This is a genomic window from Clostridium beijerinckii HUN142 (assembly GCF_000621745.1).
Lineage (GTDB): Bacteria > Bacillota > Clostridia > Clostridiales > Clostridiaceae > Clostridium > Clostridium beijerinckii_A.
This window is the reverse complement of record NZ_KK211335.1, coordinates 313585-334348: the sequence shown is the minus strand read 5'-3', so window position 1 is coordinate 334348 and position 20764 is coordinate 313585. Positions and strand designations below refer to the sequence as shown.

17 protein-coding genes and 1 pseudogene are annotated in these 20764 nt (G+C 26.9%); 5 read left to right on the top strand and 13 right to left on the bottom strand.

Annotation, left to right across the window (positions count from 1 at the left end; genetic code table 11):
- Nucleotides 1-130 precede the first annotated feature (130 nt).
- Nucleotides 131-538, bottom strand: a complete 408-nt coding sequence (gene ndk / locus T483_RS0119735) for a nucleoside-diphosphate kinase (RefSeq protein ID WP_026888372.1) — start codon at nt 536-538, stop codon at nt 131-133.
- Between the two features lie 339 nt (nt 539-877).
- On the opposite strand from ndk, the gene T483_RS0119730 reads away from it, so the two are divergent.
- Nucleotides 878-1150, top strand: a complete 273-nt coding sequence (locus T483_RS0119730; protein WP_026888371.1) for an acylphosphatase — start codon at nt 878-880, stop codon at nt 1148-1150.
- Between the two features lie 372 nt (nt 1151-1522).
- On the opposite strand, the gene T483_RS0119725 is transcribed toward T483_RS0119730, so the two are convergent.
- From T483_RS0119725 to T483_RS0119700, 6 genes are all read right to left on the bottom strand, one after another.
- Nucleotides 1523-2266, bottom strand: a complete 744-nt coding sequence (locus T483_RS0119725) for a phosphatase (protein ID WP_026888370.1) — start codon at nt 2264-2266, stop codon at nt 1523-1525.
- 362 nt (nt 2267-2628) lie between these two features.
- Nucleotides 2629-4830, bottom strand: coding sequence for a cellulose biosynthesis cyclic di-GMP-binding regulatory protein BcsB (locus tag T483_RS0119720; protein ID WP_026888369.1), 2202 nt, complete (start codon nt 4828-4830; stop codon nt 2629-2631).
- A gap of 11 nt (nt 4831-4841) precedes the next feature.
- Nucleotides 4842-6095 carry a glycosyltransferase gene (locus T483_RS0119715; protein ID WP_026888368.1) on the bottom strand — a complete coding sequence of 418 codons (1254 nt, stop codon included), beginning with the start codon at nt 6093-6095 and terminating at the stop codon, nt 4842-4844.
- 4 nt (nt 6096-6099) lie between these two features.
- Nucleotides 6100-7371: a DUF2334 domain-containing protein gene (locus T483_RS0119710; RefSeq protein ID WP_242841895.1), complete on the bottom strand. Its 1272-nt coding sequence runs from the start codon at nt 7369-7371 to the stop codon at nt 6100-6102.
- Nucleotides 7364-8218, bottom strand: coding sequence for a diguanylate cyclase domain-containing protein (locus tag T483_RS0119705; protein WP_026888366.1), 855 nt, complete (start codon nt 8216-8218; stop codon nt 7364-7366). Before T483_RS0119705 ends, T483_RS0119710 begins: the two co-directional genes overlap by 8 nt.
- A gap of 194 nt (nt 8219-8412) precedes the next feature.
- On the bottom strand, nt 8413-9891 hold the full coding sequence (locus tag T483_RS0119700; RefSeq protein WP_026888365.1) for a hypothetical protein: 1479 nt from the start codon (nt 9889-9891) through the stop codon (nt 8413-8415).
- Between the two features lie 194 nt (nt 9892-10085).
- On the opposite strand from T483_RS0119700, the gene T483_RS0119695 reads away from it, so the two are divergent.
- Nucleotides 10086-10859: an HAD family hydrolase gene (locus T483_RS0119695; RefSeq protein WP_026888364.1), complete on the top strand. Its 774-nt coding sequence runs from the start codon at nt 10086-10088 to the stop codon at nt 10857-10859.
- A gap of 579 nt (nt 10860-11438) precedes the next feature.
- Here T483_RS0119695 and T483_RS29545 read toward each other — a convergent pair.
- The 4 genes and pseudogenes from T483_RS29545 to T483_RS0119670 all read right to left on the bottom strand — a co-directional run.
- Nucleotides 11439-12056 (bottom strand): annotated as a pseudogene (locus T483_RS29545) (DNA polymerase IV); the annotation flags it as partial.
- An 849-nt stretch (nt 12057-12905) separates the two neighbouring features.
- Nucleotides 12906-14549 (bottom strand): ATP-binding protein, encoded by a 1644-nt coding sequence (locus T483_RS0119675; RefSeq protein WP_026888363.1) that lies wholly within the window; start codon nt 14547-14549, stop codon nt 12906-12908.
- 365 nt (nt 14550-14914) lie between these two features.
- Nucleotides 14915-15058 (bottom strand): hypothetical protein, encoded by a 144-nt coding sequence (locus T483_RS31905; protein WP_155268520.1) that lies wholly within the window; start codon nt 15056-15058, stop codon nt 14915-14917.
- Between the two features lie 149 nt (nt 15059-15207).
- Nucleotides 15208-15582 (bottom strand): hypothetical protein, encoded by a 375-nt coding sequence (locus T483_RS0119670; protein WP_026888362.1) that lies wholly within the window; start codon nt 15580-15582, stop codon nt 15208-15210.
- A 550-nt stretch (nt 15583-16132) separates the two neighbouring features.
- On the opposite strand from T483_RS0119670, the gene T483_RS0119665 reads away from it, so the two are divergent.
- The 3 genes from T483_RS0119665 (at nt 16133) to T483_RS0119650 (ending at nt 19279) form a co-directional block, all read left to right on the top strand.
- Nucleotides 16133-16684, top strand: coding sequence for a sigma-70 family RNA polymerase sigma factor (locus tag T483_RS0119665; protein WP_026888361.1), 552 nt, complete (start codon nt 16133-16135; stop codon nt 16682-16684).
- A gap of 1461 nt (nt 16685-18145) precedes the next feature.
- Nucleotides 18146-18685 carry a hypothetical protein gene (locus T483_RS0119655; RefSeq protein ID WP_155268519.1) on the top strand — a complete coding sequence of 180 codons (540 nt, stop codon included), beginning with the start codon at nt 18146-18148 and terminating at the stop codon, nt 18683-18685.
- 249 nt (nt 18686-18934) lie between these two features.
- Complete coding sequence (locus T483_RS0119650; protein ID WP_026888359.1) at nt 18935-19279, top strand: DUF4362 domain-containing protein; 345 nt, start codon at nt 18935-18937, stop codon at nt 19277-19279.
- Here the strand turns inward: T483_RS0119650 and T483_RS0119645 are convergent.
- Entirely contained in the window at nt 19276-19740 is a 465-nt protein-coding gene (locus tag T483_RS0119645; RefSeq protein WP_026888358.1) for a DUF3888 domain-containing protein, read from the bottom strand. The genes T483_RS0119650 and T483_RS0119645 overlap by 4 nt on opposite strands.
- Before the next feature lie 68 nt (nt 19741-19808).
- The gene (locus tag T483_RS0119640; RefSeq protein WP_026888357.1) at nt 19809-20096 is read right to left on the bottom strand and encodes a hypothetical protein; all 288 of its coding nucleotides are present in this window, start codon (nt 20094-20096) and stop codon (nt 19809-19811) included.
- Between the last annotated feature and the right edge of the window lie 668 nt (nt 20097-20764).

Genomic DNA, 20764 nt, shown 5'->3' with positions numbered 1-20764 from the left:
CTAAGGTTTTATGGTTGGAATTCCTATCTTCTCTTATATATAAAAAAGACTTACTTTAAAGAATAAATATATTCTAAGTAAGCCTTTTAAGATCTAATATTCAATTCTTCATTCATTTAAAGTCTCTTTTTTATATTTCTGGAAACCATAAAGCGATTTCTTCTTTTGCACTTTCTATAGTGTCTGATGCATGAACACAATTTTCTGTCTTACTTCTAGCATATCTATGTCTTATTGTTCCTTCTTCTGCATCTGTTGGACTAGTTGCTCCATTAATCTTTCTTATTCTTGCTACAGCATCTTCACCTTGTAGTATTAGTGCACATAGCGGACTTCTTGTTATAAATGTTATAAGCTCTTCATAGAAGTCTTTTCCTTTATGTTGGCTGTAATGTTTTTCAGCAATTTCTCTTGTGGCTCTCATAAGCTTTAATGATACTATTTTCAAACCATTATCTTCATAACAACTTAAAATATTTCCTATTATATTTCTTTCAACTCCATCTGGTTTAATTAATACTACGCTTTTTTCAATCATGTAAAGACCTCCATATAGTGTAATCAGTTCATATTATTTCCTAATACATATACATTATACTAAAAATTCGGAAAATTATAAATACTTTTATAATTTTCATCTAATTTTGGGATACCTTATGATATAATAAAAAAATAAAACATAACATATATGTTAAATTATATATACTGAAGTAATAATTTTAGATTTAAAACTTCAACAAGCCAATTATTTAATTGAGATTAGAATGTAAAAACTTAATTGCAATATATATAATTAATATAAACATATACACTATTTTTTAGACTATAATATTTGATTAAAAATATAGACTTATAAAGGAATTAGGAGGATAAACACATGATTAGATATTCAGCAATAGTACAAGGAAGAGTACAAGGTGTTGGGTTTCGATATTTTCTTCAACTTACAGCTTGTAAATTAAATTTAACTGGTTGGTGTAGAAATCTTATGAATGGCAATGTAGAAATTGAAGTTCAAGGACTAGAAAATAATGTCTTATCTTTCGTGTCTGAAGTAAAAAAAGGTAATGGATTTGCCAGAGTTTCCGATATAAACTTGGATATACTTCCAATATTAGATGGTGAAAAAAAGTTTTCAATTAAATATTGATGAAGAAAATAGAATGTATAGATATCCAGCTCTAAAACTAAATTTATGTGGTAACTTACCGAAATCATAAATATTTTGTTCCGAAAAGCTATGAAAATATCGCTGAAGGTTCTAAGCATCAGGTTGTATCCACTTTAGCATGCTCCAACTTTCAGTTTGACAAGCTAAATCGGAACAACCTACAGCTAAGAACCTTTAACAGCTCATTTTCAAATGTTTTCTCCACAAATATATTTATGATTTCTAGTGAAGATATGGGCTTAAAGTTTTAGCAACTTTGTAAATAGGTTCATCTAATAAGTCTAATTCTTAAATTAGATGCCTATATGACCACTAAGAATTTAGCTTATCATACATTCTATTGTTTAATTTCTATTGCAATTGTTCTACTTCTAAATCTTTTATTCTACCTTTTTTCTTCAATCTCAATAATAATTCCTTTGGATCATTATTTATTATAAGTTCTTCTGGAAATTCTATCGATTCTAGCATGTTAATAGCCTCATCAAATTCTCCAATACGAGTACAAAAATGTGCATCACTATTTATTATTAACTTAGTATTATGTTTTTTACATAAAGATGCTATTTGGGTACAATTTCCTAGACTTCCAACTCTAGATGTTGTAAATGAGCTATTATTAATTTCTATTAAAACATCATTCTCTTTAGCACACTTTATTACTTCTTCAAAGTCAACTGGAACTCCTGGATTTCCAAGATGACCTATTATATCAACTTTTCCACTCTTTATTACGTTTATAAAAGCTTTCGTATTTTCTGTAATATCTCCAACTTTGTAAACTTCATCATGTATACTTCCGATTACAATGTCCAATTTCTCTAATGTTGAATCATCCATATCTAAGCTTCCATCATAATCAATTATGTTAGCCTCAGTTCCATAAAGCATTGTAACTCCAAAAAGTTCTCTTGGTAGCACCTTATAATTATTGAAATACCATATATGTGGAGAATGTGGCATAGTAATTCCGTGCTCTGTAGTACCAAGCACCTTTATTCCTTTCTCCGAAGCTGCTTTTGCATTTTCCATTAAGGTTGAGTAAGCATGGCCGCTTGCTATAGTATGAGTATGCACATCTAATGCATATTTCATTATATCACCCCATTTATCTATTTTTGGTAAAACTATATAAGTTACGATAATCAATTTATCTCATTGTTAATCCTACAAGCTTATAATATAAAATCTTTGGCGTAAATTATATATAGTTTATAAAGTATTTAACTATTATCTTCCTCAATTACTATGTTATCATATTTAAATTTTTATTCAAATACGATCAACACTTTGAAAACATTTACCTGAAAATAATTAAAAATCGAGTGCATTTAGGCACATAAAATAACAACTCCAAAATACTATAATTATTTTTCATCATAAGTATATTGGTCTCGTATAGGTTCTATTAGTCAATATACTTATATGCTGAAAAATAGACTTAATATATAGACTTGTTATTTTTTATTGAATCGTCTTCTTCTATTTTCTATTTTAACTTCATTATTTCTATCTTTGCTTTTGTTTTTATATGAATATAGAACTATAGCAATTACTGCAAATATTATAAACAAACCTATTATTATAAGCATTATTTTGGCATTGCCACCTAATTCCTCTACCTTTTCGTAAACTGGCTTTGTAGTTTCTTTTTTCATTTTATATGTCTTGATATTACCATCTTCATCTATTATTGCACAATCTCCATTAAGTTTTTGAAACATCTCCGTTACACTTAAGTAATTTAGTGAATCCTCTAATACTTTATTATCTGGTGAGGTCAATACAATCATTGCCTTTTGACTATTATATTTTGAGATATCAAATTGGAAGTTTGCAATCTTATAGCTAAAAGGTTCTGTTAATTGAAGCTTTTCATTTGATAAAAATTTTGAATAGCTTTCATCATACTTAAACCATAATCTATCATTTACCTCAGGAATCAATTTATTAGTTTTTGGTGTTCCATAGATTATTATATTCTTCTTTTTATCATCATCTGTCACATTTGAATTACTGATAACTTTAAACTCTCCATTGTTGTAAGTAACATCTTTTCCTAAAAAGCCAATGACTTTTCCTAATGAATTTATCTCTTTAGAACTTAGACTATCAGTCACAATCATTGCAGTATCATTAAACATTTCATCTTTTACAAATGGTGCACTGTAACTTGAAAAATAATATCCTTCCGTATCGTTATCACCAATATATAAATACGAATCTCTTGTAACAAGAGCCCAAGGCATATCCTCTTCTCTTTTCTCACAATATGTATCTTTTAAAATTAAATCAAAACCAATCTTTATATCTAAATAGTTTGTATAACTTATATCACTTGGTAAACTAAGCTCCAATTCATCATTTAAAGCCTTACTCTTATCAAGTTTTTTACTTCCTATAGGTGTATTATTAACGTACACTGTAACTAAAGCTTTATCAAAATCAAGATTATCTGAATATCTCATAAAAATTTTAAGCTTATCGCTTTGAGAAAAAACCTTATTTTTAGGAATTCTATAGCTTATTCCAGCTTCTCTTCTAAAAACACCTTTTAACTGTATTTCACCAATTCCCATATTGTCAAAAGTAATTTTTCCACTTTTAGTGTCAGGAACTGTCTCTACCTTTAAATCTTTATTTACTTTATAAGTATCACTACTCAACTGAAATATTAACTCTTGGTTTTCTAGCGCTTTAACTCCTCTTATTAAGTTGTCATTATCATTACACAAAATCATCATGTTTTTAATATTTATATTTTTTGAATACAATGAATTTGATATTTTTATAAGACATTCATCACTTTGATTATTTTCTTCTGTATACTCATTAGGAAAACTATTAAATTTTCCAATAAATATAGTATTGGTATTTTCTCCTTTTTGAAAGTCTCCATATTTAGTTATACTTATTTTATTTTTATAGGTATCATTTAGTTTTTGTAAATATGAATTTAAGATGTATGCAGCACTAAGCTCTGAATCAGTGTAATCATCTGGAATTACAATTAATAAGTCTTCTGAATCACTATCATTATCCTGATTTTTTAAAAATGGATATGGAAAATCAGCTATTTTATTATTAGAAATAATATTGTTAAAAGTTGTTTTTATATTAGTACCACCTTTTATTACAAACCAATTAGCTGAATTGACATCATCTACACATGGCTCCTCTGATAATCTTAAGTAAGCTTCTATTTTCAATTCACTAGATCCAGTTTTTATCAGCTCCTTTGGTATGGATACCGTTAACTGCTGAACCTCTGAATCTGCTTTATAATAAACTTTTTGAGAATAAAAAGGAGTTCCATTAACGGATAATTTTATATATGAATCTTTACTTTTATCAATTAATTGATTTATAGAAAAGTTTATTTGGACTTGAGCTTTAGTATTTTCCCACCATTTATCCACATTAAAATATATACTATGACTTGAAAAAGTTCCATTAAAGGATATGTCATTGCTTAAACTATAAGTTTTTATACTTTCAGTTGTTTCTATATTATTTCCTTCAGATGCAGCAAATACTTCAACACCTGTATTAAATATCAAAATCGCTGTAGAAAGAATAAAACACATGAAAAAAAATAATACCCCAAAGATGTGCTTTTCATTGTTCCTTATGACTTTATTTAGAATATCTCTTTTCATGCTGCTCCTCCTTAAGAAAATCTTTCTGTCTTATACCACTTTGCTTCCTTTTTCAATACAACATCCCTTATATAGTTGTAAAAACCAGCCACCGAAACTATAGCCCACATTTTGCAATAAGTAAAATAGCTTAAAAATATAATCAATACATTTTTTACGTTTAATTCTCCTTTTTCTGTTGAAACTGCCACCATTACAGATAATGCAAATACTAATAATGCCATAAACCATAAAATCGTCTCATATCCTCCAATATGAACCTCAATTAAATTTGCTCCTCCAAGCAAAAATATACAGTCTGATATTACGCTTGCAGATAAAAAAAAGAAATAAACCAAAGTGTAATATAGAATATCAAATTTTGTTACTCCTGCCTCTAGTCCAAATAAATATTTCAGATTTTTTATCACCACATATATATTTCCTTTTGCCCATCTGTTTCTTTGCTTAAACCATACTTTAATAGTTTGAGGTTCTTGTTCATAAGTTACTGCAAGAGGCATAAATTTTATTTTATATCCCATTCTATAAATTCTAAAGCTCACTTCTGTATCTTCCGTTATAGCCTTTGTGTCCCAGCCTCCCATTTCTTCCATTACTTCTCTTCTAACTACAAAATTTGTTCCTGGAATAGTGCAAAGTTTAAGCATATACCATCTTCCTGCTTGCGCCATCCATTGATATGTAAGAGTTTCTATATTAACAAAGTTAGTGAGCAAATTTACATCCTTATTTCTGCATCTAAACTTTCCAATAACTGCTCCCAATTTCTTATCTTTTATTAAAGTCTGCACTAAATATTTAAGAGCATTTTTATCAGGAGTATTATCTGCATCATAAACTGCCAAAATTTCTCCCTTGCTTTTTTGAAGACCTATGTTTAAAGCGTTTGATTTTCCTTTTCCCCCTATTATATTATCAGTATTAATCATTATAAGATTTCTACCATAATAAGTTTTCTGAAGATTTTCAAGTACATCTTTAGAATTATCACTTGAATTATCATTTATTACTATAATTTCATATTTATCATTTGGATAATCTAGTTCTAATAAAGAAATTACTGTCTTTTTTATTACTACAGCTTCATTATGAGCTGGAACTAATATTGATACAAATGGATAGCTTTCAAGCTCTTCATCCATATCTTCCTTGTTTACTTTTGAATAATACATATATCCTGCTATTACTAATATTACATTCATAAAAATTGTTATCCATATTACTACGAGCGAATATATAACTAAATAATCTAAAATATTCATATCATTATTTAAAAAACCTTTTTCTTTCTATATTTCTGCTTATTATAAGTATTCCTATAAATATTATTAAAGCTGCTCCACTGAATACTTCCAGTCTTCTATTTGTAAGAGTTAAATCCTCTTTAATTGGATTTTCTTTATTGATTGTTTTGTTAACAGCATTTTCATATTCTTCTGCATTAATAAATCTATCCTGAGTTACCTCTTGATTGTTAAGAAAAACTCTTCCATAATCATTCTTAATTTCACTTTCAAACTTTATATAAGAACTTATTTTATTACTTGGAATAAGATTAATTTCTTTACTTAAAACTTTATTAACACTATTTTTAAATTCTTCTAAATTGCAGTTACTTTCTATTTTTATTGCGTTTTTACTTCTTATTTTTTCATTATTAATATAGTCGTCTAAGTCAACTTTTTGAATAAAATTTCTATAAGCTTTGATTTCATAATTATCTATATCAACGTCAATATCTTCACTGTAATTTAGAAATAAAGTATCAGTGCCTTCTAAAATATTTTTCAAATCTTTTCTATAAAGCAAATCTTCATCAGCATTTATTCCAACTGGATAAATCCAATAATTAGTATAATTATTAAAGGCTTCTTTAAGTTTATCTCCAATTATTTTTCCTCCTGTATCTGTGCCATTTACTCCTTTAGAATTAATTATAGGAAACTTAAGTATTACTTTTCCTCCATTAGCCTGTGCATATCTTAAGGCTTCTGAAAATCTGCCCATGGCTTTCAAATCTTCATTTACAAATACCGGTGCTGCTTCTATAAAAAATTTGATCCCCTTATCTTTTAAATAATCTACTTCGTCGATTAAATTGTTTAAATCATTAAATGGAGTTACATTATCAAGATATAAATAAGTTTCAGCTTTTAATTTAAAATCTTCTTTATTTAAAAGTTCAGAAGATTTTTTTATCCAGTTAATCTTTCCGTTATATGATTTTAATTTCTCCTTTAATGCCTCTATGCTATGATTTTCTTCTCCTATATTTAAAATGAATATTTCATTATACTGCTGAAAATCTTTTGGATTATCGATATTTATTTTATATATGCTAATTTCCTTTTCCTCTGATAACTGACTTTTAACTAACGCACTCAATAAGTTTTTTTCACTACCATACTCCTTACTTTTATCATACAAAATAAGTACTTTTCTGTTTTCGCCATAACATTTCATGGTGTTAATAAAATACTCAGCGCCTATAAAGCAAATCAAAATTATTATGACTCTATAAATAAAGCATTTATTCATGTATATCATATTCCAATTCCTTCTCTGCCAGTCTAATGAGCTCTAACGGATCTTTTATAGAATTATCAAATGTATAACTGCCAATTTGAATATCTAGCTTTACTTTCTTATAATGAGATCCTTTAGTAAAATCATATTTATTAATGTTCTCTCTAAATCTCTCCTTTACAACTTTAGCTCCACTCATATCAGTAATTGTCAAAAAACCAAAAGTCTTATCATCTATTATATATTTAATATCTTCCTCCCTTAAGCTTTTTTCAAGAACCTGACTTGCCTGAATCAGCAAAAGCTTATACCCTTCTTTTCCTAATATACTTCTAAGTTTTTCTGCAAACTTAATCTTTACAATAAGTAAGGTAACAGGAATTTTATGTCTTGTGCTAAGCTTCATATATATTGGCAGCTCTATTAAAAGAGCTCTTTGATTTTTAATATTTGTTTCTTCATCTATCATGACTAATTCTGAATTTTCATTTATTAAGCTTTCATTTTCTGTTTGAAGAGCAAAAATATTTCTTGAAACTAATGACATTAAAATGGCTGTACTTGGAATTAGAAAAATCCAGTAATATGAGTAAAAATCAATATTTATATTTCCCCAGAAATTTAAATATAATTTGTAACTCATATAAATAAAATCGACTGCAAGAGTAACAACCAATGCTAAGGTAACATTAGTATAATAACTTACAAGAGCTATTATCATTACAACTTCGAGCATAATATAATTTTCAAAAGAATTATCTAATTCAAAAACTTTATAGCTTAAACATAAAACAAAGAAATATGCTATAAGTATAGTTATTAATATATCAACCTTTTTTCTTACATTAACTGGTTCCACATATCATTCCTCCAGTTCAAAACACTTGAAAGAGAATGCAAAATCAAATTTTACTTATTGTTTTCTTTCATATGCCTTATAAATAATTTCATAGCTTAAATATATATATTACAAAAATAATTCTTCATCATAATTCTAAAAATATTGCAAGAATTTTAGTCGTAACTATGAATTGTGAATTGAAAAATATATATCTATTTATTGTTTTTTGATTTTATCTTAACTTGATGCTTTTGTAAATTTACAGATATAGAGTATATTAAGATTAAATCAAAACTCATATTATACATGAAAACATGCTTAGCTAAGTCTGCATCTCCTGCGCCTACAACAGATATTATAATTTGAGATACTCCAACTAGAAATATATAAAAATATACCTCTTCTTTAAAAATCATAGTATGACATTTGATTTTTCTTGATTTTATATATCTAATAGCTGAAGAATAACCATACCCTATTATCAAAATAATTGATAACACAATATTTCCTGTGAATATCTTTTCTTTTACTGTGCTATATACTGCAAAAAAGTATGATTTAGCCCCAAAGCCTTTGTTTTCAGATTTCTCGTAATTCCCCATTGCATTAGGCCTTATGGAATATCCATTATCAAAAGCTATTTTTAACATTTTAAAAAATTCTCTTGGATGTGTCGTATAATAAGATATTATTTTTGTTGTAGTAAATTTTTTATAATAATCCTCTATAAGCTGTTTATCATATAAATTAACTAAAGTCACATCATCATAGAAGGTTGTATCTTTTAATAATGAATATTGCTCATTTAAATGAAAAAATTTCATGACTTCATCTGGATCTTCTTCATATAATAAAATTCCTCTATTCATTGCATGATATCCATTAATATATTGAAAATCCCCGCTTATCTGCTTATAGAACAATATTGAACTTATTACAAATCCAATAGCTAAAACTATAGTTAATCCTTTAAATAATTTTTCCTTATTTCTAAATCCTATTCTAAGACATAATACTGCAATTAAAATACCAACTGGTGAAAGCTGCTGCTTCGAACCTAAAAATATAAAAGAAGAAATTCCAAATAGCAATATATTCAGCTTGCTAAACTTATTAAATTCTGCCATATTTAATAAAATGCCTATGCTAAGCAGAAAGAAACTTATGTTAACAGCTTCCCCATAAAAGGAATTATAATAAGCTAAATATGCTGTATCACAAAATATAAAGATGGTTACTAATGTTATTATTAATTTATATTTTTCTTCAGTAACTTGATTTATTAATACTTTTACAATTAAATAAATTCCGATTGCCTCTGCAAGTAAAAACATCCATGACATGAATCTTATATCTAAAATGAAATTCTTATTAAACATCTGGCTTATGTAAACTGCTATCTTAATAAAAATTCCCTGAGTTGATATAAAGTTTTTTTCTATATCATTATTGTATTTATAAATTCCATAATACCTATAAAAATATCCATTATATAAATCACTATCATTGGGATTTAATTCATATACCCCATTTGAACTTATCACTCTATAGAAATCCCCATTATCTGCCATACCAATAATAGGTTTAACAAATAAAGTAAATATGCCTATTATTATTACTAGGAAAAAAGCTGCTAATGGATAATTGATATTTTTAAAAATACTATTTTTTCTATTCAAAATATTTTTCATCTTTCTCCTTCATAAATAATAATTTGATTTTCCTTTAATTATAGGATGTGAAACAAGTTATAAATTATTCTTTAAAATGTAATCTATATGTACATCTCTTCCATGGTAGAATCATTGACTTTATTAGTTTTCAAATATATGTTATCATTCTATATGTATATATTTTTAAATTCAAAGTATCGGAAGGAGATTTTATGATTAAATTAGTTGTAACAGATATGGATGGAACTTTACTAGATGAGAATGGTCACTTGCCAGATGGATTTACTGATATTCTGGACCGTTTAAGAGCAAAAAATATAAAACTTGTTGCTGCTAGCGGAAGACCTTATTATACGCTACAAACTAACTTTGGCCCTATAGGAAGATATTTATCTTTTATCTGTGAAAATGGAGCTTTAGTTGTTGATAATAATCAGATAATTTATAAAAGTGTTTTATCTAAAGATATGGTTCAAAATGTGATCAGTGAAGCTAAAAAAGTCAAAGCAAATGCATTGGTAGTATGCTCTCCAAATTGTGCATATATTGAAAATTATTCTGAAGAATATTTGACTGAAATAAAGAAATATTATACAAGTTTAGAAATTGTAGATGATTTAAGTAAAATTGATGATGATATAATTAAAATTAGTATTTGTAATTTAGAAGGTACTAATAATATAACTGACAGTGAATTAACCAATGATCTTAATATAGTATCAACAGCTGCAATTTGGACTGATATTTCAAATAAAGGCGTTAACAAAGGCGTTGCTTTAAAGAGTCTTATGGATACTGATAATATATCAAAAGAAGAAACTATGGTATTTGGAGATTATTACAATGATATAGAAATGCTTGCTGAAGCTGAGTATAGCTTTGTCATGGAAAATGCTCCAGAAGACATGAAACAATATGGTAAATACATAGCTACAAGTAATGTAGAGCATGGAGTTTTAAGAGCAATTCTTGAATATGCTCTTTAAGCACAATCATAAGGTATTGATATTGTGCAGAACTTAAAGTGAAGCGATAAACACCCGAAATAGAATACATATATGTTCCGCAGGACTAGAAAAACTTCGCTAGGTATGTCTAAATGGGACGTTGTGCCCATTTATGCGTGCTCCAAATTTATTTGGACAAGCAAAATGTAACAACGTCTCATTAAAACATACCAACAGCTCATTTTTCAATGCCTGACTCCACATATATGTATTCTATTTCTTTGTTTGGCTATCACTTTAAGTATTTCACATATACCTTTGATTATTTCGCGCCTAGATAACGAGTGTAAAGTTAAACACTATCTTATATATGTAGTATATGCCAGAAAGGAAGGTCATGCTTTTGTGAAAGTGTTGCATTGAATATTTAACCGCAGACATTTCCTTAGTAGAAGTTGTATTATTTTTGCCTGTCACGAGCTTGTCTCGGGAGCATGCATAAATGTGACAACTTCTGCTATTGGAAATTCACGGTTAAATATTCTGGCAACCGGAACAAATGCATGACCTTCCTTTCGCTGTTTATATACCTAACTATAGTATCTAGCGCGAACTTCATTATAGCAAACTCATTTGCTGCACTTCTGTTTCTTTGAATGAAGATATGCTGACTCCAATCAGCCTTACTTCTTCTTTCAATTCCTCACTATCTAATAGTTCCTCTGCAACTTTATATATTTCAAACTGAGCACCAATATAATAATTCAATGTTTTACTTCTTGTATGATTTTCAAAATCCTTGGTTTTAAACTTAAGTGTAACAGTCTTCCCACTGACATTTTTTCTGCTTAAAATCTCTTCAATTTCAAAAGAAAATTCTTTAATGTATTCTCTCAATTCTTCTTTATTTCTAGTGTCGAATTTTAAAGTCCTTTCTTTTCCTATAGATTTTCTTTCGCGAATTAACTCAACTTTTCTACCATCAATTCCTCTTATTCTATCGTATATCTCAATACCATTCTTGCCTAGATACTCTATATAAAATTCTTTGGGCATCTTATATAATTCTTTAATATAATATATCCCCATATTATTTAGCTTTGCTACTGACACTTTACCTAACCCATGGACCTTAGATATTGGAAGAGGAAACAGTATGTCAGGAATCATTTCTTTTCTTATTTCTTTAATTCCATTTGGCTTATTCCATTCAGAAGCAAGCTTTGCTAAGAATTTTATTTCATATATTATATTTCATTTCTAGTTTTCTATGAAATATAAAGATGAAATTAATGCTAAATATTGAAGTCCATACTTAATTGGTATTATATTTTTCAATAGGTACATATTCAATCACTTTTTACTTATATCAGTTTTTATCTGTCCATATATAATTTATCTCCTAAGTTTTGGTCGGCAAATCTAGTTTATTCTTTCTACTTATATCTAAAATCTTGCCCGAACCACAAGTCAAACTTGTGATATTATTAAACACAATAAAAACTCCCTTGAATTAGGGAGTTCCAGCTGCCGTCTTTGTTTATATACTAAACTTGATAATATTTCTGGTTATTATTTTGTAGAATACTTTAATTATTCCTAAATTGATGTTTTTTTAATACCTTGATGTCTACTCTATTCTCACCAGTATCTTTTTTGAGAACTTCAACAATTTCAACAAGATTCCTTACCTCAATAGAAGTTCGTTTTAGAGAATCCATAATTCATAAACAGTTCTATTTTCATCATTATTATGTCCTTCTTACTCTTTAAATAGTACCTGCCCATCTACAAGTAATCTAACCTTTACATCTATATTTGCAATAATTTCAGCACTCTTAGTGATTTCTTCTTCTAACTTATCCATTTCTTCATATACTTTTCAAAAACCTACTTGCATATTTGAACGCAATTTACAGATTAAATTAAATAATTCGTTGTCATCAGCCATATTCTAATCACTCCCTTGTATGCCACAAACAAAAGCATATGCAATAGTAACAAATGCTCTGCCTCTTTCAATGAATTTATTATCAAAATTGCTTCATGTAGGACTAATTACAAATATATAATATTGAAACATTTTTAACTTGTTCTTAAATCTCTAGTTAATATTTTATTTACTACACTCTTTAAGTTAATAATTTCAATTGTTTTATTGTTATCACACAAAATTATACTTTTTTCTCCTTTACTCATTAAAATGATTTTCTTTTCGTTAAACTCTATGATCTTATTATAGTCAATATCTACATCCCAACATACTACATAATCAATTGTATTTACAGGGTGCTTATGTTTAAGCAAACTACTTAATTTATTTTCTATTTCTACTAGAACATTATTATTTTTTTTATCTAAACAAATCATATCTGTTGCTGCAATCTTGGAATATGTAATTACTTTCAATATGGATCCAATAAACGCTTTAGTTCTGTCATTAGAAAGCAATGAAACGAACAACATAGCCACTTCATATTCAGAATTTGGTTTTTTAATAATCGGAATGTAGTCTATTAAAATATCATCAAGTTTTTCAAGGTTATTTAAGTTTTTATTTATCGATTCGAACTTACGCCTTGCTGCATATTCTTCTTCCTCTTTCTTTCTTAAATTAAAATAATATTCTTGTGCTATAGGTTTTATTTTTGTATTTATAATCTCCTTTGTTTTTTCCAATACCCATTTAACTTTTGGATCATTTTCATTTGCTAAATTATTTCTGTCTGCAGTTAATTCAAAACATTGTGAATTAACCAAAATATGATAATGATAATATTGTTCATCATTTAGCAAATCAACTCTTCTTAAAAATGGTATAAAATCTTTCGCTAAATATAATCCAAATCTTCCTTTATAAGTTTCACCTTTTTTTAATTTAGAAATTTCCTTTCTACGATTTATACCTGCTATTTCCCCATATACCTCAACTGATACATATTCCCCATTTATATTGGTTTCTAAATGAAATGGTCCAAAATGCCTACAATAATTTACTGTTCTCCTATATATTTTTTGATTTATGTCTTCATCAGGTAATTCTTGTGGTTGAGCAAATATATGTACGCCTATTATTTCTTCATTTTGATTTAAGATACAATCATTTATAAATACTTTGGGAGCTATTTGCATATTTTTAATATTTTTATAAAGACTTGGGATACTAGCGAATATATTTTTAAAACTTCCAGCTGCTGTAAACCATTGAATGTAATCTTTAATTGTTTCACAATTAAAATACTTTTCGGGATTATCTATCTTATAATTTTTCATTATGACCATAGTTCCACTTTTAAATTCAAATTTTTCATTATATTCCTCAATAGTGTATTGAGGTATTATACAATCATTTAGCTTTTGCCACGGATTTGCCATTTCTGCTTTATAAACCTTTTTGTTCTTTATCCTAGTAAACACTGTTATTAAATCACTCTTATAATATGTTTTTGTTCCCAACCCCTTTTCACCTATTCCTAAGTTATTCTTATTTGAATCTCCTAAATTAAAGAATTTATGAATCGCATCAATATCCATGCCTTTTCCATCATCTTTAATTATTATTAAAAAATCTCCATTATTATTTCTACAAATATTTATGTGTATATTCAGTGCTTCTGCGTCAAATGAATTACTTATAGCCTCTCTTATTATTTCTAACGGATTAATAATATTATGTGCAATTTCTTTAAATATTGATGCCTCTTTTACTTTTGGAATAAAAACATTCATATATGACCTCCAAATTAATTTTATAATATTGCAAAGTGTGCTGAATGAGCACACTTTATTATTTCCTATTTACTAAAATTAATACATAGTACTAAAAAAATAGCTAAAGGAGGATTATTATAGAAACAAAAAATATTTTAGGTCCATCTATACGGTTTTATAGATGTAAGCTAGGTATTTCCCAAGACTTCTTGGCTGCTAGATTGTCAACTAATGGACTTAAATTTGATAGAACAATGATTTCAAAAATCGAAAATCAAACTAGAATATTATATGATTATGAAATTTTGAGTATCTGTAATGCACTTTCTATATCTGTTAGTGACCTATATAAAAAAATAACTTAAAGAAGTATTGAAAAATAATCATAAATTATCTTTCAATACTTCTTCTTTTACAAATAACTTACTAAAATTTTCACTGAATTTCTTCTTTCTCGAAATCATCTTTAATAACTTTACTTTATCTAATCGTAGTCCACTTCTTTGGTAACTTGAATATGAAGTCATGATCTCATTCAGGTAGCTTTCCTTTAACTCTAAAGCACATAATAAAATCAGGAAAATATCCTTTTAATCTATAATTCCTAAGAGTATTTTCTTGAAAAATTATTTGTAAAAATTAGTTATTTAACAATCTATTACTCCATAAATAAATATTATTTTTCAATTAGTTCTAAAAAGTAACCTTTTATATTGCATTTTTTAATTTTATATGTTTTATTATCCTTAAGAAGTATTGTAATCACTTCATATTCTGTATCATCATAATAATCAGTGCAAAGTATTATTTCGTCACCCCCCTCTACACCTTCAGCCATACACATAGTCCCATAATTAAAATTTAGTTTATTAAAATGTAATTCTAACATTTCATTTTCTTTTCTAGCCTTATCTCTATACTCACCTAATTTTTCAAATATATTTAAATGATTATTAAAAACATACTTATTTCGAATTACTCTATATAATATTCCAAATTTCCACTTAATCATTTTATTCATATACTTATAAAATTCTTTACCATAAATCATATTCTTCATTCTCCCTTTATTTTTTTTAAAGTATAACTTGAAAAATACATATTTATAAAAATTTCTTATAGATATATTTAAAAAATTATTTAAAAATATGAAAATACCTATTGTAGAGAAGTCGACCTATGGTGCTAGTATAGTTTTATGGACAGGCAAAGAAAGTACATTTATACATCATAAATCATTTCATTTACATATATGCTTGCATTACAAAAACATAATGTTTATATTCCTGAAACAAAAGATCTGCAAATTTGAAATATAATACAGTTTATTGTATTTGATATAAAGTATCAAATTTTAGAATATAATGCAAAAATTAATACAATATAAAGCATTTTTACATTGAGATTATTCATAAACTTCTGAAGCTCCTTTTGACAATTTACTCCTAAAATCTTAACTTATATAATTATTTTTATACTCCTATATAAGTTATATGTAATCTAGCCATATATACTATATGTAGTGGTAAACTTAATAATAAACACAATATATGCAAATTAATTATTTAATTCATAACTCTTAGTTGAAGAGGGAGGTTTATATGGATTTTAATTATATTGAAACTTTAGTTGACAATGCTGGATTAGCTATGGAATTTATACTATTAATTTATAATATTTTTAAAAGAACTTTCATTGATGGGTATACCGCTTATGATATTAGCCAAGAATATTACCAATCACTTTTTAAATCTGCTTCTACGTATAATTTAGAGAAGCACAGATTCGTTGCCTATGCTACTAAAAATAATATGAATGATCTAATCAAGAGAGTTAAAACCAAAAGATCTACTGAAGGTAATGATGTTCTAAGCTTACATGATGATGTTGAAAAATACTATTTTTCACTTGAATTCTCCACTGAAACATCGTTATGTGAAATGTGTGATTATGAAGATTTAACGTTGGATCTTAAGGATTTAAATACAGAAGAACTAGAACTTATAAATTTTGTATTCTTTAGAAATTACACAGTTCGAGATTATGCTTATTTGAAAAATATGTGCTACTCTACTGCTATTGTAAAAAAGAAAAACCTTCTAAAGAAAATCCTTAATAATATTTCTTGTTATTGTGCAAATACAACCATCTAAAAAATTCAAGGCATTTTTTGACCTTGGATTTAATATTGGGTATACTCTAATGTATTGTAAACAATTATTATAAATCTAAATGCTAATTTTAAATAAATACTTTTATTATTAATTTAACACTTCTTCTAAGATTTTGTTATCAAATAGATGTATTTATTTAGAAATCATATTCTTTATTAGATACTAGCAATCAACAAACACTTTTCCATACCAATCTAAATATTGTTTCTTTTTTTCTTCTGAATTGTCTAAATCAATAAAATCATCTAATAAATATTGACACCATTCTTTCTGATATTTTTTACAGAACCTTGATATACTTTTCCATTAAATAATTCTGAAAATTGTTTCTCAGATATCTTATACACCCCTAAAGGCATTTTTCCCATACTACTTAAATCTTTTTAAAAATTATATACCGAAGACAATTCCGATGCTCAATCTGCACCTACATCTGCATGAAATACAAATGTAGGTGGATAATAATCATATTTTATTTCATCAAATCTCATTATTATACCTAAGTTTCTTCTGTATTAGCGCCAGCTTGTACTAAATCATAATTTACTGTATTTTATTGTGTTTTTCCCTTAAGGGAAAGTTGAGGGAAATTTCATTTAGATCCGAACTAAATCTACTCCGCAATATTTAAATATTAAAACTCTTATAAATTATACAAATACAAATAATTTCCAAAGTATTACAACGCGCTCCTCATGTTGACTATTAGTCTCAGCGTAAGGCGTGTTAATAACACCATTATCAAAGTGCATTATTCTAAAACTTATTATATCGTATTAACACTTTGAAATGGCTACCTTTAGGGAAACTAAACACTATTTTATATTATAACAAATCAAACTATATTTTTATACAACTTGTAAACTGGTGGCAAATTATTGACATGATAATGCTTTGCCACCACATATAAATATTTATTACATTATATAAATTAAGATGGTCTAAAAAATCAGTAATTATCAATTAAAACTACATAATTAGTTGTGACCTTGTTATATAGTCCTAACATTAGTTATATCGATACTTTCAAGTGGACAAATTGATCGGTCACATAATTTTCATTATAATACATATTTTAATCCCAAATATTTGTTGTTATATTTCCTAAAGTATAACAACACCACTGCACCCTCAATTATATACAAAAAACCTGTAAAATAAAATTTCAATTCTTACTCATAACCGCCACACTTTTACTTAGTCTTGCCAAATGCTCCTCCATCCCTTCTTGAATTTTTTGCATAAAAAATCATATAAAACTCAACAGATTACATATATATAACAATTATTAAATATTGAATTATTGGATGAGATATTTTGTTTAAATTTAAAGCTAGAAAAAATATATGTCCCCTGATCTTCATATGTATTTTAGTCATATCTATAATAATTAGTATAAATTTAATTTCTAAAACACTACCACAAAATGAAAAAACCACATTGAAGAAATCAATTTCTATAGCATATGCAAAAGTAAATGAATTATCTCCAGACGCAAAGCTAATAAAAATCATTAGTACTGACGCAATAGTCAAGCCATCAGAAGAATCAGGATCTGATAGAATGTGTGCTGTATGGAATGTAGCTTTTACAGACACTAAATCCAATGCTGAATATAATATATTTGTAGTACATGGTAAAGCTAAGATAATGGAAGATAAAAATAGAGCCCCTAAAAAGGGAATTAACGATTCTGATATAAAAATTGATTCAACTGATGTACTAAAAATTGCAAAAGAGCACAAAAATTTAAAGCCTGGAATTCCCAATAAAGATTGGGCAATAGGATATCATTTTAACCTTGATTATGTTTCTTATTATGAAATACCCGATAAGGAATTTTTAGTAATCGAAGCATTTGGAATATCACCAAAAGGTAATTTTGCACATGTTGATATTGATGTAACCAATGGAAAGATAATTTATTCAAAAGAAAAAATTTATAATGAAGACGGTAAAGCTATTTGGATTTCATTTTAACCCCTATTTATAATATCTTAACAATAAAGTGTCTTTAATATATTACATATGTTATATTTTATAAGTAATTTATTCTTAAAAATTCATTTAGGGAAAATTGTGTGTTTACATAGCGGCTGTGAGTGTCAACCTCCCCAATAAAAAAATACACCTAAATATGTGGGGATTAAAATAATCTTTATTGGATTATGCACATTAAAAGTATTAATAATATATATTGAATCATGATTAAAATTAAAAGAGGTTATTATGTTAGAACCTATGTTTAAATACACAATAAGTTCAATTATAAATTCATTTGGTATAATTGATTATGAAGAACCTGTATTAATTTTTTTTAATAATGTCTTACTAGGCAAGCCAGATCATATTAATGTTATAGTATTTACCATTGAAGGTGAACCTCAAATTAGAATGATAACCTATGATGGTAAAAATATTAAATATGTGCTCGATTCTAGTAAAACTAGCACTGGTGTTATAATAACTTATATAGGCAATAAATTTACTAGAGAAAGAAATGAATTACGAATTGAATATAATCTTTATCAAAGCAATAGATTCATAGCAAATTTACTTTCATATAAGAATTAATATGCTTTTTTTATTATATGTTTCCAATTCCAAGGCAATTCATAACTTTTAAGATGTTCAAATTTAATAATCTTAACTGATCCATAGGCTCCTGTTTCAATTATTATTCTGTCATCTCCAACAGTGTTGTAAGGCCCAACAAATGGATGAACTATAAGTTCTGATTGAATTAAATATCCAAATCCACTTTCTCTTTTAATATTTACTATATCAACGCTATCCGGGAAAACTATTGGCATTTCAGTTAGATATTCTTGATAATAGTTATTTACTTCCTTTTGCATATACGGAATAAATAAGCAAATAATTACATCTTGATATCTTTTCTCTTTCGAATCTTCAGGCAGTTTAGAGATTTCTTCTTTTGAATATTGTTTTGTCTCTATAGCAAAGGAGTTATCTTTATAAAATACGCTTGTTAAACTCAACACAAAAATTAATAATAGTATAAGTTTTTTCAACGTAATCACACCTTATTATGTTTTTATTTATTTTGTGTAAAATAGACAATTTTACGCATAAAAGAATATTACTTTAAATTAATTAATACCGTCCTTATATACTTGTAATTGTTTCTTATCATTGCTCTGACTAATTTATCAATGCTTAAATTAACGTCTTTACCTCTAGCTTCAATATCGATCTTTTTGCCTTCTTTAAATACTCTTAATTCCTTTTCTTCTGTGGCATAGCCCTCTTTTTTCCCCAGTACCCATTCAATATGTTTTCTTTGTTCTTCTTCCATCTTTAAAGTTTCGTCAATGGATTTTATTTCTCCTCTAATAGCATTAAAGCTATTTATTTCATTTACATTCAACGCCCTTTTTTCTTCTTTCGCTTTATTGCTTAATTAGCTTAACAACTGTTTCAGCATGAAGCGCGTGTTGAAGCATTCTACCAAGCCTTAACTTAGTGTATTCTATTATGTCTATTCATAATTGAAAATACTTAAAACCTTAGATTAAAAATATCATATCTTTGCATATTGTATTTTATAATACTTAATCATATCTTACTGATGATAAGCGAAATGTTGGCATTTTAAAATTTACCGCTCACATTTCCTTTACTTAAAGTAAAATCAAGTACTCGCGATGCATATGAATAAAAATAATATCTTTATAAAGAAATAAAAATTATTATTATTATATTCAACTAAATTATAAATCGTAATTTAGTGATATTAGCATCTAGTGAATTCTCGATATGCTATAACAATTTTAAGAGGTGTGAATATGGATATAATGTTATAGTTCTTAGTAAATTCTTGATATGCTATAATTAAAGCGTAATTTATGGGTGAAGGTACCAGGTTATAGTTCTTAGTGAATTCTCGATATGCTATAATTATAAAACAGGCACTAACTACTACTAAACTTTATAGTTCCTAGTAAACTTTTGACATACTATAATGTAGACGGATCATTCACGTACTCAAAGTCAGTTATACTTCCTAGTAAATTCTCAATATGCTATAATTGAGTT